This window comes from Acinetobacter sp. JADD-222 (genome assembly GCF_049310645.1).
Genome location: NZ_JBMOWI010000005.1, coordinates 91,599 through 109,942, shown reverse-complemented (window position 1 = coordinate 109,942; position 18,344 = coordinate 91,599). Strand labels below are relative to the sequence as shown.

General features: G+C 40.0%; 22 protein-coding genes. All 22 read right to left on the bottom strand.

Annotated elements, in window-relative coordinates; all coding sequences use genetic code 11:
* Window positions 1-54: 54 nt before the first annotated feature.
* The 22 genes from ACO6UW_RS06670 to ACO6UW_RS06565 all read right to left on the bottom strand — a co-directional run bounded on the left by ACO6UW_RS06670 (window position 55) and on the right by ACO6UW_RS06565 (window position 18,344).
* The gene (locus ACO6UW_RS06670) at window positions 55-3,501 is read right to left on the bottom strand and encodes a host specificity factor TipJ family phage tail protein (RefSeq protein WP_348891845.1); all 3,447 of its coding nucleotides are present in this window, start codon (window positions 3,499-3,501) and stop codon (window positions 55-57) included.
* Window positions 3,494-3,856, bottom strand: coding sequence for a hypothetical protein (locus ACO6UW_RS06665; RefSeq protein ID WP_000835157.1), 363 nt, complete (start codon window positions 3,854-3,856; stop codon window positions 3,494-3,496). Before ACO6UW_RS06665 ends, ACO6UW_RS06670 begins: the two co-directional genes overlap by 8 nt.
* A complete protein-coding gene (locus tag ACO6UW_RS06660; RefSeq protein ID WP_000368392.1) occupies window positions 3,853-4,359 on the bottom strand; it encodes a DUF1833 family protein in 507 nt (168 codons plus the stop codon). Before ACO6UW_RS06660 ends, ACO6UW_RS06665 begins: the two co-directional genes overlap by 4 nt.
* Complete coding sequence (locus ACO6UW_RS06655) at window positions 4,359-4,757, bottom strand: hypothetical protein (protein WP_004793699.1); 399 nt, start codon at window positions 4,755-4,757, stop codon at window positions 4,359-4,361. Before ACO6UW_RS06655 ends, ACO6UW_RS06660 begins: the two co-directional genes overlap by 1 nt.
* Before the next feature lie 64 nt (window positions 4,758-4,821).
* Window positions 4,822-4,983: a hypothetical protein gene (locus tag ACO6UW_RS06650; protein WP_002121607.1), complete on the bottom strand. Its 162-nt coding sequence runs from the start codon at window positions 4,981-4,983 to the stop codon at window positions 4,822-4,824.
* Between the two features lie 504 nt (window positions 4,984-5,487).
* Window positions 5,488-9,822: a tape measure protein gene (locus ACO6UW_RS06645; protein ID WP_348891846.1), complete on the bottom strand. Its 4,335-nt coding sequence runs from the start codon at window positions 9,820-9,822 to the stop codon at window positions 5,488-5,490.
* A gap of 130 nt (window positions 9,823-9,952) precedes the next feature.
* Window positions 9,953-10,216: a hypothetical protein gene (locus ACO6UW_RS06640; protein ID WP_001275792.1), complete on the bottom strand. Its 264-nt coding sequence runs from the start codon at window positions 10,214-10,216 to the stop codon at window positions 9,953-9,955.
* A 1-nt stretch (window position 10,217) separates the two neighbouring features.
* Window positions 10,218-10,898, bottom strand: a complete 681-nt coding sequence (locus ACO6UW_RS06635; protein ID WP_000721572.1) for a hypothetical protein — start codon at window positions 10,896-10,898, stop codon at window positions 10,218-10,220.
* A 98-nt stretch (window positions 10,899-10,996) separates the two neighbouring features.
* Window positions 10,997-11,401 carry a type II toxin-antitoxin system HicB family antitoxin gene (locus ACO6UW_RS06630; RefSeq protein ID WP_000966688.1) on the bottom strand — a complete coding sequence of 135 codons (405 nt, stop codon included), beginning with the start codon at window positions 11,399-11,401 and terminating at the stop codon, window positions 10,997-10,999.
* A gap of 92 nt (window positions 11,402-11,493) precedes the next feature.
* On the bottom strand, window positions 11,494-11,676 hold the full coding sequence (locus ACO6UW_RS06625) for a type II toxin-antitoxin system HicA family toxin (RefSeq protein ID WP_000838146.1): 183 nt from the start codon (window positions 11,674-11,676) through the stop codon (window positions 11,494-11,496).
* 325 nt (window positions 11,677-12,001) lie between these two features.
* Complete coding sequence (locus ACO6UW_RS06620; RefSeq protein ID WP_025464105.1) at window positions 12,002-12,517, bottom strand: hypothetical protein; 516 nt, start codon at window positions 12,515-12,517, stop codon at window positions 12,002-12,004.
* Window positions 12,518-12,587: 70 nt separating this feature from the next.
* The gene (locus tag ACO6UW_RS06615; RefSeq protein WP_002121543.1) at window positions 12,588-13,505 is read right to left on the bottom strand and encodes a phage tail tube protein; all 918 of its coding nucleotides are present in this window, start codon (window positions 13,503-13,505) and stop codon (window positions 12,588-12,590) included.
* A gap of 52 nt (window positions 13,506-13,557) precedes the next feature.
* Window positions 13,558-14,886 carry a hypothetical protein gene (locus tag ACO6UW_RS06610; RefSeq protein ID WP_348891847.1) on the bottom strand — a complete coding sequence of 443 codons (1,329 nt, stop codon included), beginning with the start codon at window positions 14,884-14,886 and terminating at the stop codon, window positions 13,558-13,560.
* Window positions 14,886-15,239, bottom strand: a complete 354-nt coding sequence (locus ACO6UW_RS06605; protein WP_032023388.1) for a hypothetical protein — start codon at window positions 15,237-15,239, stop codon at window positions 14,886-14,888. The genes ACO6UW_RS06610 and ACO6UW_RS06605 overlap by 1 nt, the downstream gene beginning before the upstream one ends.
* A gap of 58 nt (window positions 15,240-15,297) precedes the next feature.
* A complete protein-coding gene (locus tag ACO6UW_RS06600) occupies window positions 15,298-15,516 on the bottom strand; it encodes a hypothetical protein (RefSeq protein WP_042791475.1) in 219 nt (72 codons plus the stop codon).
* A gap of 1 nt (window position 15,517) precedes the next feature.
* On the bottom strand, window positions 15,518-15,916 hold the full coding sequence (locus ACO6UW_RS06595) for a phage tail terminator-like protein (RefSeq protein ID WP_042791476.1): 399 nt from the start codon (window positions 15,914-15,916) through the stop codon (window positions 15,518-15,520).
* 1 nt (window position 15,917) lies between these two features.
* Window positions 15,918-16,286, bottom strand: coding sequence for a hypothetical protein (locus ACO6UW_RS06590; protein ID WP_005135680.1), 369 nt, complete (start codon window positions 16,284-16,286; stop codon window positions 15,918-15,920).
* The gene (locus ACO6UW_RS06585; RefSeq protein WP_005135681.1) at window positions 16,258-16,668 is read right to left on the bottom strand and encodes a hypothetical protein; all 411 of its coding nucleotides are present in this window, start codon (window positions 16,666-16,668) and stop codon (window positions 16,258-16,260) included. Before ACO6UW_RS06585 ends, ACO6UW_RS06590 begins: the two co-directional genes overlap by 29 nt.
* A gap of 10 nt (window positions 16,669-16,678) precedes the next feature.
* On the bottom strand, window positions 16,679-16,849 hold the full coding sequence (locus ACO6UW_RS06580) for a hypothetical protein (protein ID WP_000220307.1): 171 nt from the start codon (window positions 16,847-16,849) through the stop codon (window positions 16,679-16,681).
* Window positions 16,850-16,883: 34 nt separating this feature from the next.
* Entirely contained in the window at window positions 16,884-17,558 is a 675-nt protein-coding gene (locus tag ACO6UW_RS06575) for a hypothetical protein (RefSeq protein ID WP_000168342.1), read from the bottom strand.
* A gap of 37 nt (window positions 17,559-17,595) precedes the next feature.
* Entirely contained in the window at window positions 17,596-17,964 is a 369-nt protein-coding gene (locus ACO6UW_RS06570) for a hypothetical protein (RefSeq protein ID WP_023187965.1), read from the bottom strand.
* Window positions 17,964-18,344 (bottom strand): hypothetical protein, encoded by a 381-nt coding sequence (locus ACO6UW_RS06565; RefSeq protein ID WP_002121501.1) that lies wholly within the window; start codon window positions 18,342-18,344, stop codon window positions 17,964-17,966. The genes ACO6UW_RS06570 and ACO6UW_RS06565 overlap by 1 nt, the downstream gene beginning before the upstream one ends.

The following is an 18,344-nucleotide window of genomic DNA, read 5'->3' as shown; positions in this document are numbered from 1 at the left end:
GATCTTGGGCAATAAAAAAGCACCCTTTTGGGTGCTCTAAGTTCTTTCAAAGTATTAAAGGGTTTGTAAGATTTTCCCTCCATTTATCAATTGTGTCGTTAGTGGTGCTACTCCAACAATTGCGGTACCACCCGCTCCTGGTTGGCCTTCAGTTGTACCATGATATTGCCAGTTCCATGTCCCATCATTGGTAGACTTAGTACCACGTTGGCCCCAGCCTCCTCCATCACCAGATAAAGGTGATACATAACGACCATCATTAGGAGTTCTATATCCCTTACCTGGAATCTCAGCTTCAGCATCTGTAACTTTAACAACCAATAAATAACCCCCTTCGAGATACCAACGCCAGTCCTGAGTATCATTGTAGATTGGCTGTCCAGTCATAACTCGACCAAACGGTGCTCCAGCTCCACCAGGAACACCTTGAACTCCATAATTCAGCCCCGTGTAAATACCACTTGGTGTAGCCCCACCACCTGAGCCCCCCCGAGCCAATGTTCCGCCATCTATGATCAGGTTCAATTTACTATGCCGGTTCATTAAACCCGGTGCGCCCTGAAACCCATCACGGCGGGCTTTAGCAAAGTTGTAATCTGGGTCATTTGATAGTCCTGCATATGCTAAATGTGGTAACCCTCCATCGCCACCGCGCCCTACAACAGAACCTTTGATCGTAAGATTTACGGTAAGACCAGAAGGAAACTCTCCAGTATCAATCGCTGGTAACTCAGGTGCAGCAGGAACAATAAATTCAAGGTTCTGTCTGTCATAATCAAATTTATAAACCATTCGTGTTTCAGGTCTAAGAGAACTAGAACTCGAAACCAAAGCACCAGCTTCAACAATAAAGCTAATTTCACCAGTTGTTGGCAAATCACCTCTTTGCATCTGATATAGACGTGCAAGATTAATATCTAACTGGTCATATCGAATGTAAATCGGTGAATCATCAACTGGCACGTCAATAAAGTCTTTATCGTTGAGGTAATAACGCACATCGTAATTGACTGCAGTAATCGTATTTGAGAACTTATCAACCGGATCTTTCTTAGCAACCAGATAAGGTAATGAATCCTTTGTATCATCATTAACAACCGTATAAATGGTATTAACAAAATCATCAGAACTTAGTTTGAGTGCACCGTTTGGCAAACGTCCTAAGATCATCTTATTCTTAGCTGATCCAGCAGTAACAGGAATTAGATCAACGCTGCCATCTCCCATTTGCAGATAAATCACATAACTCTTGCCAGCTATGAAATCAACATCATGACTCAATGTAAGAATTAAACCTTCTTGCTGTACCACCTCGCCGCTTTGATGAATACCATTGCGATAATCCGCTACAGCAATCCGGTCACGTAAAACCAGTAATTCTGATTCTGGTGCCGCATCAAAGGTAATGGATTTGCGCTGGAAGCGAAGCTTGTTCCAAAGCCGGTACGCATTAAAATGAGCTTGCCACTTGTTACGCACACCTACAGATTTCACCTCTTTGGGGTTCTTGGCCCCTTTATCCGGTAGATAGATATTGATACGACTATCGTCGGTCGGATCCGTGTATTCATAGATCAGTCCGTCGTAGTCATCCATCACGCCAAAGGTCAGGTCATGCTTGTAACTATCCGGAATGATATTCCTGAAGTTAAACAGCATTACCGAGTTATCAGTTGGACGTTCAAAATAAAGCTTGAGCTTATTATTTTGCCGATATGCAGTACAAAACACGGCATCACAAAGATTGGTGACCAGCTCTTCAAAAGACAGGTTTGTATCATCAATCGTAGTACAGAACTCAGCCGCAAGTGGTGTACCAAAATAATCAACTACATCGTTATATGTGCGATAGATGTTTTCCAGATCAATCTCATCAATCGTACGGCGACCAATCTTCTCATCCAGTGCCATTGAGACTAGTGCATCAGCAAAGCTAGACGTTGGATATAGCTCTGTTGTCATTGCCCCGTTTTTATAAGTCGGCAACATTCGCTGGAGATCAAAATTGATCTTGCGGGACTTAACAGATAAAGCTCCAGTGGTTGCATAAGTACGCGCACGAAAAACCGTTTCATGCTCATACACTGTACTTTGCAAAGGATAAGCACCGTAAAGCGCCTGCCACTTTACTTCATCAACAACAGTGGTAACTGCCGGTGTTGGAGTTAAACGGCGTGCACGGACACTACAGCGACCCTGAAAAGTCACCATATCCAGCGTTGCACCAACTGTCTGACGTGACTTTGCTGAACCCTTTAGAATGATCTGCTTCAGCATTGGATTGCCAATGGCTGCACCAGATTCATTTACCGGTGTTACCTCAACTTCAATCGTGACGTTTACAGCACCCTGATTTCCACCTGCTGAAACGGTATAAAGTCCATTTGTGGCCACAAAATTACACAGCACCCGGCTACGTTCAACATTGTCCAGAATGAAAGGACCAATCCACTTTTCACCTATTGAACTTATCTTTGGTGATAAAGCTGTTGTTTGTTGGTTACTTAACTCTTTAAGCTTTAACCAGTTGGAGTTTACCGCAGCCGGATTAGACAATGCCATACGGTCATCAGCTACCGATAGAACGCTATATGTACCGTTTAAATCATAAGTCTGGCCGTTAAAAGTAAACGAAGCATTTGTGATTTCTACCCGGTCATTACTAACAAACTTAGTGGTTAAATCCGTATTGTTTGCAGATGCACGCAAGATCTCATTTGGATATGCAAAAAGAAGATAGTTGGTACCTTCCAAGCTTTGAGTATCTGCCGGACGCAAGATCTGGCCATTCACCGAGTTTTGATGCTGAACCGTTAGTGGCGGCGTGGTAATTTCGGTACCAAGCGAAAAATATGGCTCACCCGAGACAATATCGACACCCGGTCGATAGACTTCTACCGATGCACCGGCAATATCAACAATGTTGGTTTCACCGTCATATGCACCGTTAATTTTATAGTGACCACGACCAATACAACCAACAACATGCTCTACTTCGACATTGTTTTCATATACCTTGTAAGGCACAGTAATCAGATCAGGGGTATCGTGAGCGGCACCATAAATATCTGCGATACGACCATTTACGCGAGTTTTATTTTCACGGTTTGATAATTCGTTATTTGCAGACGAGGATTGATTGTTATTCTGGTTGGTTTGGGTAATTGATGGTACTGGCATTAATAATGCAACAGCCACACCCATAACTATAGAGGCAACCACTATCCAAGCTAGAGTTATGGGGTCCATACCCTTGGGATTCTCAATTACAATGAAAGTGCCTGGCAAGAAATCGAGCTGCTTTAATTCATATGCATTCTTCGGCGTGACTTCATTCGCAAATGAAATTTCTGCATGATCCATATTGCTTGTGGTATGAAAAATACGGACATGCTCAGGCATATGGTCATATTTTGAAGTAAGCCATTGACCCAAAGTTTCGGCGTGTTCAATTGTTTTGTCTTCGGATAAAGGGTCTTGTTTATAAATAATCTTAATCATAGAAACTCACACGATTAAATCCAAATGCTTGAACGACTTGAATTGGCATCCATGAAACGCCTGATTCCTGCAAATGCAAAATACGCCCCAAACGAAAAAGCCCCACATGTGGGGGCTTGTTTCGGTATCTAGAGTGAAAGGCGACTATGCAGCCTTCCTTAGGCATAGGCAATGGATTTAGTAACTTCAATCTTGATGGCAGAAATACCTTCTCTTTGACGGGCTTCATAAAAAACTCAAGCGCCTCTCCTCGATCAATATCATATAGATCCATTGCAGCTTCATGCGCGAAGTGAACACAGTTGTAGTATTCCTCGTCATATTGCTTATCGAGCAAATGATCGTGACTCTTCATATAGCCCCCTTCAAACCACTAAAACGATCCAGTGCAAAGATATCTCCAGTCTTCGCAGTATTTAATCGTGGTGATTCAGCCTTGAATGTCACAGCTTTATGATTCATGGCAACACTGGAGAGTTGTAGACCTAGTAGATAAAACATTGGTGTATTCAAGTTATCTGAACTATAAAGGCGGTAATTTACGGTCGGCTTTACATTAGAATATTGCCCCTCAATTACCCGTTCAAACTCATCCGGCAAAATATCACCAAGCCCAGATATTGAAACGGTCAAAGTCTGGTCCAGATCACCGAGCATTCCGGATCTTTGAATTGTCATTGGTAGGTATTCGTAAAATACTTGCCCCGCGCCTTCATTGTGCTGAACATACACCCCGCGATCATCATTACGGACCACCCGGTAAGTATTCATAAAAGAAGGGTGTGATAGTTCAATACATTCCAGTTGATAAACATCTACTTTTCGATTGAAAAAGAATTTGGCATATTCGTTATCCATTAGACCTCCCAATCTTTGATAAGTGCCTGATCAGCGATAAGGTTAGGCTGGTTTTGAACAACTTCGAGCTGTGCATTTACCCGGTAAAGGTTGCCATTCACTTCATTGGTCTTGAACGAGTTTGGAATGAAATTGCATAGATATTGCTGACGTGCTCCCTGATCAATCACCAGATCCGCATAAAATGAAGCTGGCTTATTCTGATAGATCCGCCAGAAGGCCATCATTTTATTGAAATCGGTTTTACTTAAATTCCAGTTCACATCAACAATGTGGCTATTACGTTTTACATCGATGTAATAGCGACCACGTCCGCCATCCATCTGCTGACGTTTCACATCATCACCTGGTGTTACGCCATAGCCGCTGGTCTGGGGATTTAGCTTTAACTTGTACATAACTTTCCTTCAGGCAATAAAAAACCGACCTTTAATTAGGTCGGTTCTTAATATTCAAATTGATTTATTTTAATAATAGCCATGCAACGCCTCCTAAAGCACTTATCAAAACTGAGATTGCAATAATAAGTAATGCATAACTTTGGATCTTACCTACATAATCAGCACCAGATTCGCTCATTTTTCCATCTACCTTTAAATGTGATTTTGATGTATGATTTGTCATATAGAGATTTCTCCTCTTAACTTTGATCGGTTGAGTTGAATTGAAAACCTCAGTGCGCCAACACTGGGGTTTTTGCTTTTTGGAACTTTATAAATTTCCAACCTGTTTATCCTCATGCGGTTTTTCCGCATACAGACATAAAAAAACCACCCGAAGGTGGTCATTTCATAATATTGGCTGTCAATGGGTTTTAGAAGTAGATGTAGGTTTAAGGTGTCAACAGCTCTTGCCCTTCTATAAGGGTAGCGTTAAATTATCCTCCTTATACCCACCTCTTTAAAAATTAGCTATTACCTTCCATTAACTTTCCACTCCACTCTATAAGTACAATGTTAAATTTATCTCTCCTTATACCTGTTACTTTAAAAGGTATCTGTTACGCTCCATTAACATTTCTCTCTTCTATAAGTGCAACTTTAATTTTTCCTCCTTATACCGTTATCTTTAAAATGTTTTAGTTACATTCCATTAACATCTCTTCCTTCTATAAGGGGGAATCTAAAACTATCGATTCCGTCTTGCTGTCGTATTCTCAGTCAAAGACCGACTAATAGTTGAGTTTGGATTACCAATTTGGTCACTTACAAGTTTCGGTACCTTTCTTGGAAGCTGCTTATCCAGTTCATCTGTAACAATGATCCGGACTGTTTGCTCGTCCAGTTGTTCGGCTTCAACTGTCGCCCCACTCACCTGATTAATCACTTCAATTTTGAAATTGATTGTCGGTGTAGAAGGTTCAATTGAAGGCATCATCTCAGCTTGAGGGCGTGAAATACGTCCTAAAGTAAAATCCTGAACATCATCCAGATTTGAACGATTCTGAACTAAACCATTAGATGAGAAGTAGACCTTGCCATCATGGAATAAGTCAGAATTTGCCGAAGACGCCAACTTAGGTGTGTCTCTATTAACTTTATAGATAATCTGAGTATCTTGAACCGATTGATTAAAGATGTCAGCTTGCTTTTGGCTTTCTATAAAGGCATTAGAGCTCATCATTGCACGGCGCATGACACTATCAGCTGAGGCATTGTTATTGAGAAAAGCTTCAGGGTTTGCACTCTTACGCATTTTCTCAACTAAACCAACTCCCCCCCAGCGTTTAATATCTTCTTGGGACCAGACCACCTCTCCTTTATGGACAATACCAGCAGGCTGATATTTCCCACCTCGACCTGTATAACCACCTTCCGCAAAACCTTGATCTTTGATTGCCCGGATGTTTGCAATGATGCTTGCACCCTGTGCAACAGCTCCAGCAATTAATGGAATGTTAAGAGGAAAACCAGCTTTTGAAGCTGCTGCAATATTTTGCTGAATCGCAATACCCGCAGCTGCAATCGCATAAGCTTTATCTGCAGCGAACATGATTTTGTAAGCTTTAGATTGCTCTCCAAACATTGAACCAAACATAGATGTAAGAGAACCCATCATTTGGCCACCAAATGCAATTTGAGTGTTCAAGCGGTCTTGCTGATACTTATCTTCAATATCCTGAGCATTCTTTGCATATTCGGTGGCAATCTGATTACGTTGATCTTGAGCAGCTTGAATGATAGCTGTTTTTTGATTTTCGTAATCCTGCTGCTTAATTAGCCCTGCTTCGAATTGAGCGTTCAAACCATCTAAAGAGTTTTGCTCATTCAGGTCGGTAGCAGCAAATTGACTATCTGCTAAATCATTTGCAGCATTTAAACGGCTAAAACGTTCCTGATCCTGTCTGAAAAACTCGCCAGCACCATTCATATCGGCTTGGATACCACCCCAGTTTTGAACAGCGTTATTCACTTTATCGCGTGTCTCTTTATCCTGATTGGCTTTAGATAATGCGATTAGCTTTTGCCGCTCTTCTATAGAAAGCTTGGTATTCTTAAGAATTTCCTCCCGTTCGAGTCTGTAACGTTCCTGCATGGCTTGCGTTTCCGAAAGCAATGATAAACGTGCCTGAAATAAACGCTGTTCCTGAGCTAATTGCATTAACCCAAGTTCTTGCTTTAATTGTTGAGCTAATAGATCAACAGCCTCTTTACGCTGATCTTTAGTTAAATCTAGGTCATGCTCGGCCTCAAACTGACGCTTGGCATAGCTATCTTTTAATATTTGCTCTTCCGTCTTTGTGTAGTCTCGGAATGAATCAAGCTTAGTCTTTGTAGCTTGCTCAGCAATAGCAATATCATTATCTGCACGTGCTTGAAGTTCTGCTTTAATTTCGGCCTTGCGTTCTGGGCTAAGGTTAGCTTTATCAACATCCTCAAGTTTTTTGGCCAGATCATTCCTAATCTTTGTTACTTGATTAGCAACCTCATTCTCTAACTGAAGGCGAAGTTTTGCCTGCTCCTCAGCCATTTTAGTTGTATCTTGAATAAGCTTATCAAAGTCTTTTGATGAAATATCGCCAGCAGAATAGCCATTAATACCAGCCATATAACTTTGATAGTCTTTCCAGTATTGATTATTATTTTTACCAATACCTTTACCCTTCATTACATTGCCTTCACCTGCATGGTATGCACGTACAGCCTTTTCTAAATCACCTTTAAAAAGCTTCAAAAGATAAGACATGTACTTAGCCGCACCTTCAGCAGACTGTGCTAAATCAGTGCGGTCTTTTACGCCATATTGCTTGGCAGTACCTTCGAGAAACTGAAATCCACCAGTCGCCCCGGTTTCTTTGTTATAGGCTTTTGCATTACCTTTCGATTCGATCATATGAATCGCGGATAATGTTCCTGATGGAAGTTTGTATTTAGACTCTAGATCTGCAAAGCCGAATTTTGAAGCATTCGCTAGGACTTTCGCATTTACACTTAGTACTTTTTGCTGATTTTTAAGCTCCTTGTTTTGCTCACGTATAGAATCAGTTCTAGCATCCGTGATGGCTTTGATTGATTCTTCTGCTTTCCAAGTATCCGTTAATGCTTTCATAGCCTCTCGGTCTGCTGCCTTAAGACCCTTAGCTAATGAATCTTTATAAAGCTTCAGTAAATCATTAGCCTGAGACTCAGAAAAACCTTTTTTCATTACTATCTCGACAAATTGCGTATCCCACAATTTATCTGCATACAATTTCTGTAAGGACTTTTGAGCCTCATCTGCAGCCTGTTTTGTATTCTTGATAGCATCAGCATGCTTCTGTTGCTCAATTGCTGCATTTTGGGCTTTATTACCCGTTAAGGTAACTTCAATACCAAACAATTTAATGGCTGTTTTGGTCTTATCAGCCTTTTCATAAGCTTCATTATATTTGTCGATTTGCTCCTTTAATGCATCTCTTAGGCTTGGGGGTAACTTCTGCTTTGCAAGTTGCTCCATAGCCTCCTTGTAGCTAATCGTGCCCAATCGAGCTTCATTAGAAATCCTTGTAAGTTCAACATTACCTTTACCGTAGTTTTGAATATCAATTAAAGCTGAACCAACAGCCATTTCTGTTTTTTTCAACTCCTCATTTTGAGCTTTAAAAGCCGTTGTTAAGTCATTAATAGCTTTGGTTTTTGCCTCACCTTTTAAGCCTTTTAATTCTTCAGCAGTACGGTTAGCCACTTCGGCTTGTTCAGCGAGAGTTCTATTCGCTTCTTCTGCCTTACCTTTAAAATAAGTGTAAGTTGCAGCCAGAGCGGATACACCTAAGGTAATTGCTCCAATTGGACCCCCGATAAGTCCTAATGCTCGGCTACCAATACTACCAACTAAAGAAGAAGCTGCTGAGAGGCGTGTTTGCGCAGCAGTTTGTGCATTTGTAGCAGCAGTTACTGCTGCCTGTGCTTGTGCGTATCGAGTTGCTGCCGCAGTTGCTCCAAATTTAGCTTGGGTTTCTGCATTTGTTGCTCGCACATTCGCGAGATGAGCTTTTGCTGCATTCAAAGCAGCGGTAGCTTCTGCATATTCTGCTTGAGCATTTAATACAGATGCTTGGCGGCTCGCTAAAGTTGAAGCCATTCCCTCTTTAATAGCAGCGCTCTTAATCAAAATTGCACGAGTTATATAACCAATACCAACGACCAAAGCCCCATCAGCAATTAAATCTAAATTACTTGCAAGAGTTTGAACTGATCCAGCTAATACCTGTGCCGCACCACTTCCCTTACCTGCTTCGCCAACAAATTTTGTGATCTCGTTGTTTAGGAGTGTGAGAGACTGCCCGATTGTGATATCTGTTTTAGCAAAAAGAGCATCAACATCAGATTCTACATTTCTAAGCGCTTTTACAATTTCTTGTGAAGTAATTTTTCCTTCAGCCGCAACTGAACGCAACTCTCCTACGGTGATCCCCATACCTTTAGCAATAGCCTTTGCTAGAGCTGGTGTTTGTTCCATAACTGAGTTGAGTTCTTCACCACGTAATGTACCGCTTGCCAAAGCCTGCCCGAATTGAACTAAAGCTGCATCAGCTGCTTCTGCACTTGCACCACTGATCGCAACTGCTTTTGATACTGTTTCAGTTAGTCGAGCAGTGTCATCCATAGTTAAATTCAGTGTTTTAGCATTATCACTAAAACGTTGATATACCTGTAACACAGAATCCCAAGCTGAATAGGTTTTTTGAGCAATTCGGAAAGTGTCTTCCGTAGCCTTGTTTAACTCAGCTTGATTGTTAGTGACTAACTTAAGGCGATTTTGTAATCCAGTATATGTATCCATCTTTGAAATGGCTGAACCTACTGTTAATAAACCAGCCATGTGTCCAGCTAAAGCTCTGGTGGCTACAGACAAGCTGTCCATAGACTTAGATGCAAATTCACCTTTACGTTCAATGCTAACAAGTTCATTGCCTAGATTACGCGCATTACGTTCAGCATTTTGCGAATCAATAACAATGACCAAACGGGATTCTTGTGCCATTTTACTTTCCTCTAGGCAATAAAAAACCCACTCAATGAGTGGGTAGTTCTTTTTAAGTTAAATATAATTACCAAGCAGGGTAGTTAAACCAATTTTAAAAAGCACCCTAGGGTGCTTTTTATACAAGATATTATTTATTCTCATGGTAACGAAGAATACTAGCTACTTTTTGAAATAAGTAGCCTGCAAGGAATCCATTAAATATAATTCCGATTCCTGTTGCTATCATAACTCCAGACCAAACCGTTTCTTTACCATAGTAAGAAGCTACTTCAATTCGACCAAATGCAAGAATAAATAAAAAACCTGCGATAAAGCCGAGAGCTATTAACACCCACCCGATAGCATTACAAACTTCACTTTCTCTCATTGGTTTATATTGTGGTGCACTCATCTTAATCTACCTTGTTAAAGTTCTTCAAAACTTTGTAAGTAATATCTTGATTAGTGGCATCAATTACTTCCAATAAAGCACCTTTATAACCTATTTGCTTAGATTGGCTTAAATCATATTCAACATCATTATTGAATGCAGGACGTGCTTGATTACTTGAGAATTCACGGTACCCGACATTAATTTTATTTCCAAATTTTCCACTATAAATTAATGTTTGTTGGAAGGAATTATCTGATGCAATTGCTACTGTCTTCATAGTAGCTTGATGTTTATCAGTACAGTTTTTTGCATTAAATACTGTTACTACACAGAGCTTACCTTCAGTATCTAACATAACTACTTTAAATGGGTCAGCTAAAGGGTTTTTCTGAACCATCCCCCCACCACTGACAGTGTTGAATGGCTGAAAATATTGCCCTTTTTCATTTTTGCCTGTTTTTAAGTAAATGCCTGAAGTAAGTGAATAAGCAAAACTAATTTTAATATTTTCAGGGACGTTTAGAACTTCACGATCAACCACCATTCCCTGTTCAAGCATTTGATCCCCTACAAATGCTTTATTAACTGATCCAATTGGCGGTTTGCTTATATTTTTAGGTATAGCTTGATAATTATAGGCTGGAGTAGCGCACCCCACCAACCCAAGACCAATTAAACCCGCAGCCAATATTTTTTTCATGAATTTCACCGTTTGTTATAAAGTGTACTAACTTTAACAAACTGGTTACTAAATGTCACATAAAGGAAAACCACCCGAAGGTGGTCTTTTAAATCAGGCTATGCATGTAAAAGTTTTTCAGCACCAGCAGCCAAGAAAGCCGATCGAGTAGTATATCTCTTACCTTTACCTACATTCTCATCAATTTTACGAATCAAACGGCTTGGTAAAGTAACATTGATTTTTTCTGGTTTACCCAGATAACGACTAACATCAACTTCGGTAACCGCCCAGATCATTCCTTTATATTCAGGATCATCGACAAATTTAACTAGTTCGGAAGCTAATGGGATTTCCTCACCATCTTCAGCCAATATTTCTAAATGGCCTGAAATAGCTTCTTTAACATTCTCAATAGCTTCTTCAAGTGTGTCACCAGCACTAAAACAACCTGGAATATCAGGAACAGTGACACCAAATGCCTCAGTATCTGATCCTCGTTCAATTGCAATTGGATATAACATCTCAACACTCCATGCCCTTGGCATAAACATATCGCCCACTGCGTTATGATTAGTTGTAAGGGATATAGTATTTAAAGTCGGGAAACAGCGGGTCAATTTAGACCCGCTTGTTTCAAAATGCTTTTAACAGTTCCGTTTGGTAAATCCTTTTTAGGATGTGGGATTGTAACTAACCCCTTTTTGGTTGGGTGTTTAAAGTGATGATGACTTCCTGAAACCCTAACCTCATACCAACCATCTGCTTCAATCATTTTGATTAAATCCAGACTTTTCACACCAATCCCTTATTAACTTGATGAGATAATAATAACCCTAGAGTTATTATATGTAAATAACTCTAGGGTTACTTTTTTGAGGACTTGGAATTTATTTTTTTATGGGCTTCATCTAAAAACAAGTTATCCAATGCAAAAATACAGTCATTAAAGATATGAGCAGCTACTGGTAAATCATTATGCTCTGCATAGACATTGATTGCCTGCTGATCTAAAGATAACGGGATGCCCTGCTCATACCGTCTGGATCTGGCAATAGTACTAAATGCCGAAAAAATAGAGTCAGCCGCATGCGAATATTCTGGCGGATCCGGAATACGGCCACCTAAGAACTTGATTTGCTCGATTTCGTGCGGCGTTTTCGACGCATACGTTTTTTGATATTTGTAGAGCTCGATGACTTTCCCAGAATTAAAGCCTTGTCCTTGTCTGCGTCTTCCTGAATCTTCTGGGCCTGTTCTTTAATGAATAGCCAGATTGAAATACCAATATCACCAAGATTAAGAAGCTTTGAGGCATTCTCAGGTGTATAGGGCTTTTCAGACTCAACAGTTTTACCGTCTACGATTTCGGCAAATACCACACCCTTCCAGTCTTCTATTAAATGGGCAGCACATGCATCCATTAACAACTCGTGATAAAGCTTGGCATCTTCATCTTTGACCATTACATCGTAGCCCTTAGACGAGATCTGGTTACCTGCTCGTTCAATGGCTACCTGAAAAGGCTTATAAGCGATACCACGGACTTTGAACTCTGCCTGTACTTCGCCATCAACCCCCTTGTATTCACACCATTTTGATACGTCCGAGCTTTTAATAATTCCGACTTTTAAAGCCATAACAACCTCTGAAATTTTAGAAATAAAAAAGCCCATGGGATTCCATAGGCTTTGTTACTGAATGAGCTGATTAAACAAGAGCACGCACAATCGTTGGCGCTGTACGGACTTGGGCAAAGTTGATGTCTACAGTAATAATGTCGTCACCACCGCCATCTGGGTGATTGGCTTCCATGACTTCCAGTTGCGGGAAGTTAAACGAATATTTACTGCCTTTGCTGTCTTTAATATCAAAGGTCAATGTAAACACATCTCGGGTTTTAATGGCATCAATCCACCCTGCTGAAGTTGACGAGAACATGAAAGAAGCATTCGCCTCAATATCCATCATCTTTTCAATATAGAACTCTGGTGTGTACTTACCCGAACCGATACAACGGATTGCTTCAAGGTTGTTATTGATAGAAATGGTAAGAGACTGTAGACACGCTTTACCCTGAATTGACTGGCCGTTTACAAGCAAGTTTTCCACGTTTGGCATACTGACCAGTGGACGTGTTGAAGCTGCAACCGGATTTACAACAGGGTTGACTTGCTGTCTAGTAAATGAGCTACCTACAAGACCAAAGTTACCAGTGATCTTTCCTGTAGTCTGGATAGTAATTTCACCAGAATTGACCTGAACTCCACGGTAAATAAACACCTGCCCAATATCTTCAAAAACTTTAACTAACGTTAATGATTTTCGAACAGTACCGCCAATTGTTAAGCTGTTTGTCGCCCAGTTATTAAAGGCTAAAGCACTTAAGAATAAGTCAAATGTTCCAAGAGATAGTTCAAACTCTAACTGCCCTGCCACTTCGGCTTCAGTAACTACCCCGCCTTGTCGATAGCGTGAATCCACTACTTCGCTGCTTTCTTCAGTAGATACGTTTTCTGATAAGCCATCTGTTACTCTTCGAACGGTGTACCAAATTGGATTTGCTGGAGTCGTCCCTAATACTGCTTCTTCACAAGCATATAATCGAATTTTTGCGCCTGAACTCATTTATGGTTCTCCAAAATTTAGGCAATAAAAAACCCGCTGAAATAGCGGGTCATTAAAGTGTTTCGTCTGTATCCGAGATTTCTGGCGGTTCCACACCATTCATGGCTGCAGCTACAGCCTCGGATAAATTTGTTGGTTGAAAGTCTATAGGAGTCTCTGTTGGAATAATTTCGGAATCTGGCTCAGGTTCTTCATGTAATCGAATATCGATCCAACGGGTTAATGGAATATCCATTGGATTTTCATGATCAGCAACAACTGCAGCAAGCTCAAAATCAAATTTACGCTTATAGGTCTTAATTGAAATGTCGCCATTTTCTAGAGTTGAATACTCTACGGCAACCACTGTATTACCGTTGGCATCTTTGGGTAACTCAATGTACCAACCTTCTTGAGCAAAACCCAAAGAACCTTTTAGAAGATAATTACCTACATCAATTTTTTCAAATTCAACCGGCTGTTTTCTTGCTTGGTCATTTAATTCTATTGAGTCAGCAAATAACTTAACGATTGGTGAAGATGACTTAATAAACCCATTTGCATCTACGGTAGTATTTGACTGTGTCCAAAATTTATACCAAGAACTCCATGCTCCCCCTAATTTACGACGAATTGAAGGAGAAATTAATTTAGTGTCTACTCCATTACCATCGAACGAAATTTGTGTCTGATAATTAGGACCATCAGATGCTAGATTTAATTGCAGTACTGTTTGCCACTGAGAAGTAGTGCCTGAGTTCGTCCAAGTTTGCCCAGAATAAATACCACTCGGTAAGTTTGCAGTATTTAAATCAATACTATTCGTAGCCTGTAGAGTGTTTAATCCTAGACCAAAATTATTGTAAGTTTTACCAGTACGATAAATATCGCCACCAGCAGAAATAAAAAGGTTTGCAGCCTCATTTCCAGCTGTAACCTGATTAAATGTTGGTAAAGAGCGAAGCTTACTATTAAAGATAGTTGTATTTGCTGTCACATTTAAAATGCCCGCTCCCGCATTAGCCGTATCACCGCCCGTAGCAAGCAACCGAACATCGTAATCAGTAGGAGCTCCAGATGTGTGAAAATCAATAAAAGTATTGCCCGCTACTGACGTTGAACCCATTTCTATAGCAGTGGCAGAGGAGCTTGCTGATGTACCTAAATCTAACCGCTGCGCTCCCTGACAATTAACAAGAATACCTGTTACTCCGATCACATTTCCATCAGCACTCCCAATATTGGCTGCAGCAGCTGTACCTGCACCTTGAACTTGAGAAAGCTGTGGATTTAAGTTTGGAATACCCGAGGCAAATGGCAGCATAAACTGCCGTTTTCCCTGCGAAGCGTTATATGGGAATGGCCGATGATCCCAACTAAATTTAAAAACAAGATTTGCCATTATGCTGTTACCCCATCAATCACTTGGAAAGTCAAAGTTTCAGTGTGCTGTGTAGTACCACTTACAACCGCTTTAATATCCATCTGACACAGACCTAAGGGCCAAGTTGCAGTGCTTGCACTAGATTTAATATTCAGCCATCCCTTCTGTGTGCTCTGATTTAATGCTGCGCAAGTCAAAGTAGCCACAGCAGCACCATCAGCCAAAGCTTTAACCTGAGAAGTAAATGTATAACCGGTTAGATCAATTGCACGGCGCACGTCATCCGGTGGAAATTGCAGGGTTTCATCCATATCAACCAGCTGCAAATTCAAGTTGAAAGTGTCACCACGCTTAAATACAAAATTGCTCATAAATGATTCCTATAGACATAAAAAAACCGCTTATTAGCGGTCAAATAATTAAAGAATTTTAAGGCCCATTATCTAGATCAACACTTACTCCAGTAACTACATTATGTTTAGTTCCACCAAGACTATTAACATTGGCCAAACGTATATTCACATCAGAAACACATAGCTTGTTTTCGCTTTGCCACTTCTTCAGTTCAACAGCCATAACATCTTCAAGATGTCGCTCCAGCTCTTGCCGTTTAATTTCGATTTCTTCTAAAGTCAGCATACATGACATATTAATTTACCTTAAACCCAATGCTCACATTATACTGAATGAAATCAGCATCTTTACCCGCATAGATGGATTGACCATTCAAACATTCTAAGTGTTCGATTGTGAAATATTCAAAATGGGCAAGTAATGCATCACTCAGTTTTGTGATTTCGATTATTCCTGAATTGGGACGTGCAAAGCATTGAATCATAATATTACCGGTACGGCGAGTACATGGCTTATCTGCAATACCTGAAATAAAACTTGGACCGCCTGCAATCGTTAAGCGACACCACAAACCTTCCTTAGGCACCGTAAAGCCTGGTAAATTTGGATACTGGATTCTGTCTTGAGTAATACCTCTAAAGCTTTGCATGCGATCAATAATAGCTTGCCTTGTTTGCTCTAAAGTCATTGCCATCTTAACCACCGTACTTTTGAGAAATAAAGTTAAACGTGAGGCCATAAATACCTTGTGGTGCTTGATCAGACCAGCCGTTTTCTAAGCGGGGTGCATAAGCTTTATTGTTCTGGATATAGACCAAATTACCCAATTTAATCTTTACAGCTTGAATAGCGGCATCCTGCACGGCGTTTGTTTCAGGTTCACGTACACCGTAATCAGCGGATCCAACCGAAACAATATGTGAAGCACGGTATGCTCCAGTATCAACAGGACTTAAATTAACTAAGGATTGCACGGTATCCATGACAATATTCTTTACATGTGCTTCTGCTGCTTTAGACACATCAAGACTAAAACTAGTCGGCTTTTTCCCCTTCCACCCCATGACTTTTAACCTCGCTTTCCTCATACATCTTAAAGAGATCCTGAGCGATCGCTTGAATTGAATATGCTTCAAATTCTGAACTAGGCTCTTTTTCTCCCATTAACTTCTTAACCTTCTGCCAAACATGTACAGCTTCATGTAAAAGCAAACCATATATCTCTATTAATTTCCTTTCTGAAGTATCGCCCAACTGAACAACTGCATAAGAACCATCGGAATAGAAATCAACTTGAGCGGCTGCACTTTCAACAGACAAGAACTTATCAACGTTATTCATGTCCTCGAATAACAAATCCATGTGAAGCTGATTTCTGGCAAGCGTGTATTGAACATGTTGGAAAGGTGAGATATGCCATAAAGGTACGTAATCTGTGCTAACCATGGTCTACCTTTTAACTTAGCAAAGGCATTTCAGTTGCCTCTCTGCCATCAAATGCATTATGAATAAAAATGCCATCCACATATTCGGGATGGCATTCGCAGTGAAAAAATGAATGAGGTTTTAAATCATCATCAGGTACAACCTGAAAGCTGTCATAGACCTCATGTGCAGTCCAAGTCATAATTACTCCAATAAAAAACCCACCGAAGTGGGAATCATGATGAAACTTGTAACGGTTTAAGTTTTCTAAATACTTCCATAATTCTTGTATAGTGGATTTCATTTTCTTTTGCGTATTTATCCAAATCAGTTTTTAATTCTTCTTTTCTAGAGAGTGATTCTGTATCTAAAAATTCAGCAATTGCATCATATTCAATTACAATTTCAATTTGTTTAAATAAACTCAGATACAAACCCAAAAAATCACCATCTAACTTCTTAATATTTTCCTTAAAACTTATAGCTTGATCATCTACTGCATCAATTTCATCTACCTTTAAGAAGAGATTTGCTACATCTCTATGGAATTGCATTTGCTGTTCATTAAACTTTTCTACATCTGCTTTTAATCTGGGGTTAAGGTTATAAAATGATAAAAAATCATTAGTTACTATTCTTAATATCTCCTCACTCAATTTCTCATTTTTCACAGCTACATGTTGTTCTCTCCAGTCATTGAATAAAACAAATGCTGCAATTGGAGCAAGAAATGCTGCACCTATTGTGAATGCATCTTTTAAAACATCGTATGCTTGCTTTTTATCAAGTAAATAATGATTCCATGGAAATGAACTTAAAATAATAAAACTAATTAACAAATAGCCTATTACTCCACCACCAACGAAATAACATACTCGTTTAATTTTATCTTCTAATTTTCTACTGGCCATATATCCCCCTATTTTAGAAGGATATTAGATCAAGTATTTAAACCTTCCTCAACTGACATTTCCATATTGTGCTAGCTGGATCCTGCTGGATATGAATAACGCGGAATGAGCCTAAGGTTGTTAACCATTCATCATCAATTTTTGGAGTTAAAGACACTTCATTTTGAAGCACGGTCGCCTTTTTATCCGTAGCCAGTACTCCAAGCGTTTGGATCTCATATTGACTGTATGAGCCAAACAGAACGCCACGACCAGAATAGTTTTCTTTAACCTCAATAGAAGTTTCAGTTTTAGGATCCCAATTAGTTTTTGAGATGCGCTCACATGTAAAGGTATGAACGGCATCTGCTAAATCATCATTAAATGCTTCAGCAATGTCTGCCTGAATTTCGTCACGTAAGCCCATTAGATTTTCCTGACAAAAAAGACGGATTTCCGTTTGCAATACGGTTTTATCAAATCAAGAATGAATTGCTCGATTGCACTAAGCTTTACTGATCCGTCCTGATATTCCTTTTCGGTCTCAACCGTATCAGCTTTGACTTTCTTACGTTTTAGTGCCTGTTCTTGCCCTTGATATAGATCACCTTTCATAATGCCCTTGATGATTTGATAGGAGGCCGTTTTTAAAGGTTCAGGTACTTGGGTAGCATCTTCATAAGGCCTAACGTTACGTGCTAGTAGATAAGCTTCTGACATCTGAAGGTATTGAGCCTTATCACTAGCAGATAAAGCATCAAAGCCTTCAACATGTTCTATCGCTTCTTGTTCAGTGATAAAGCTCAT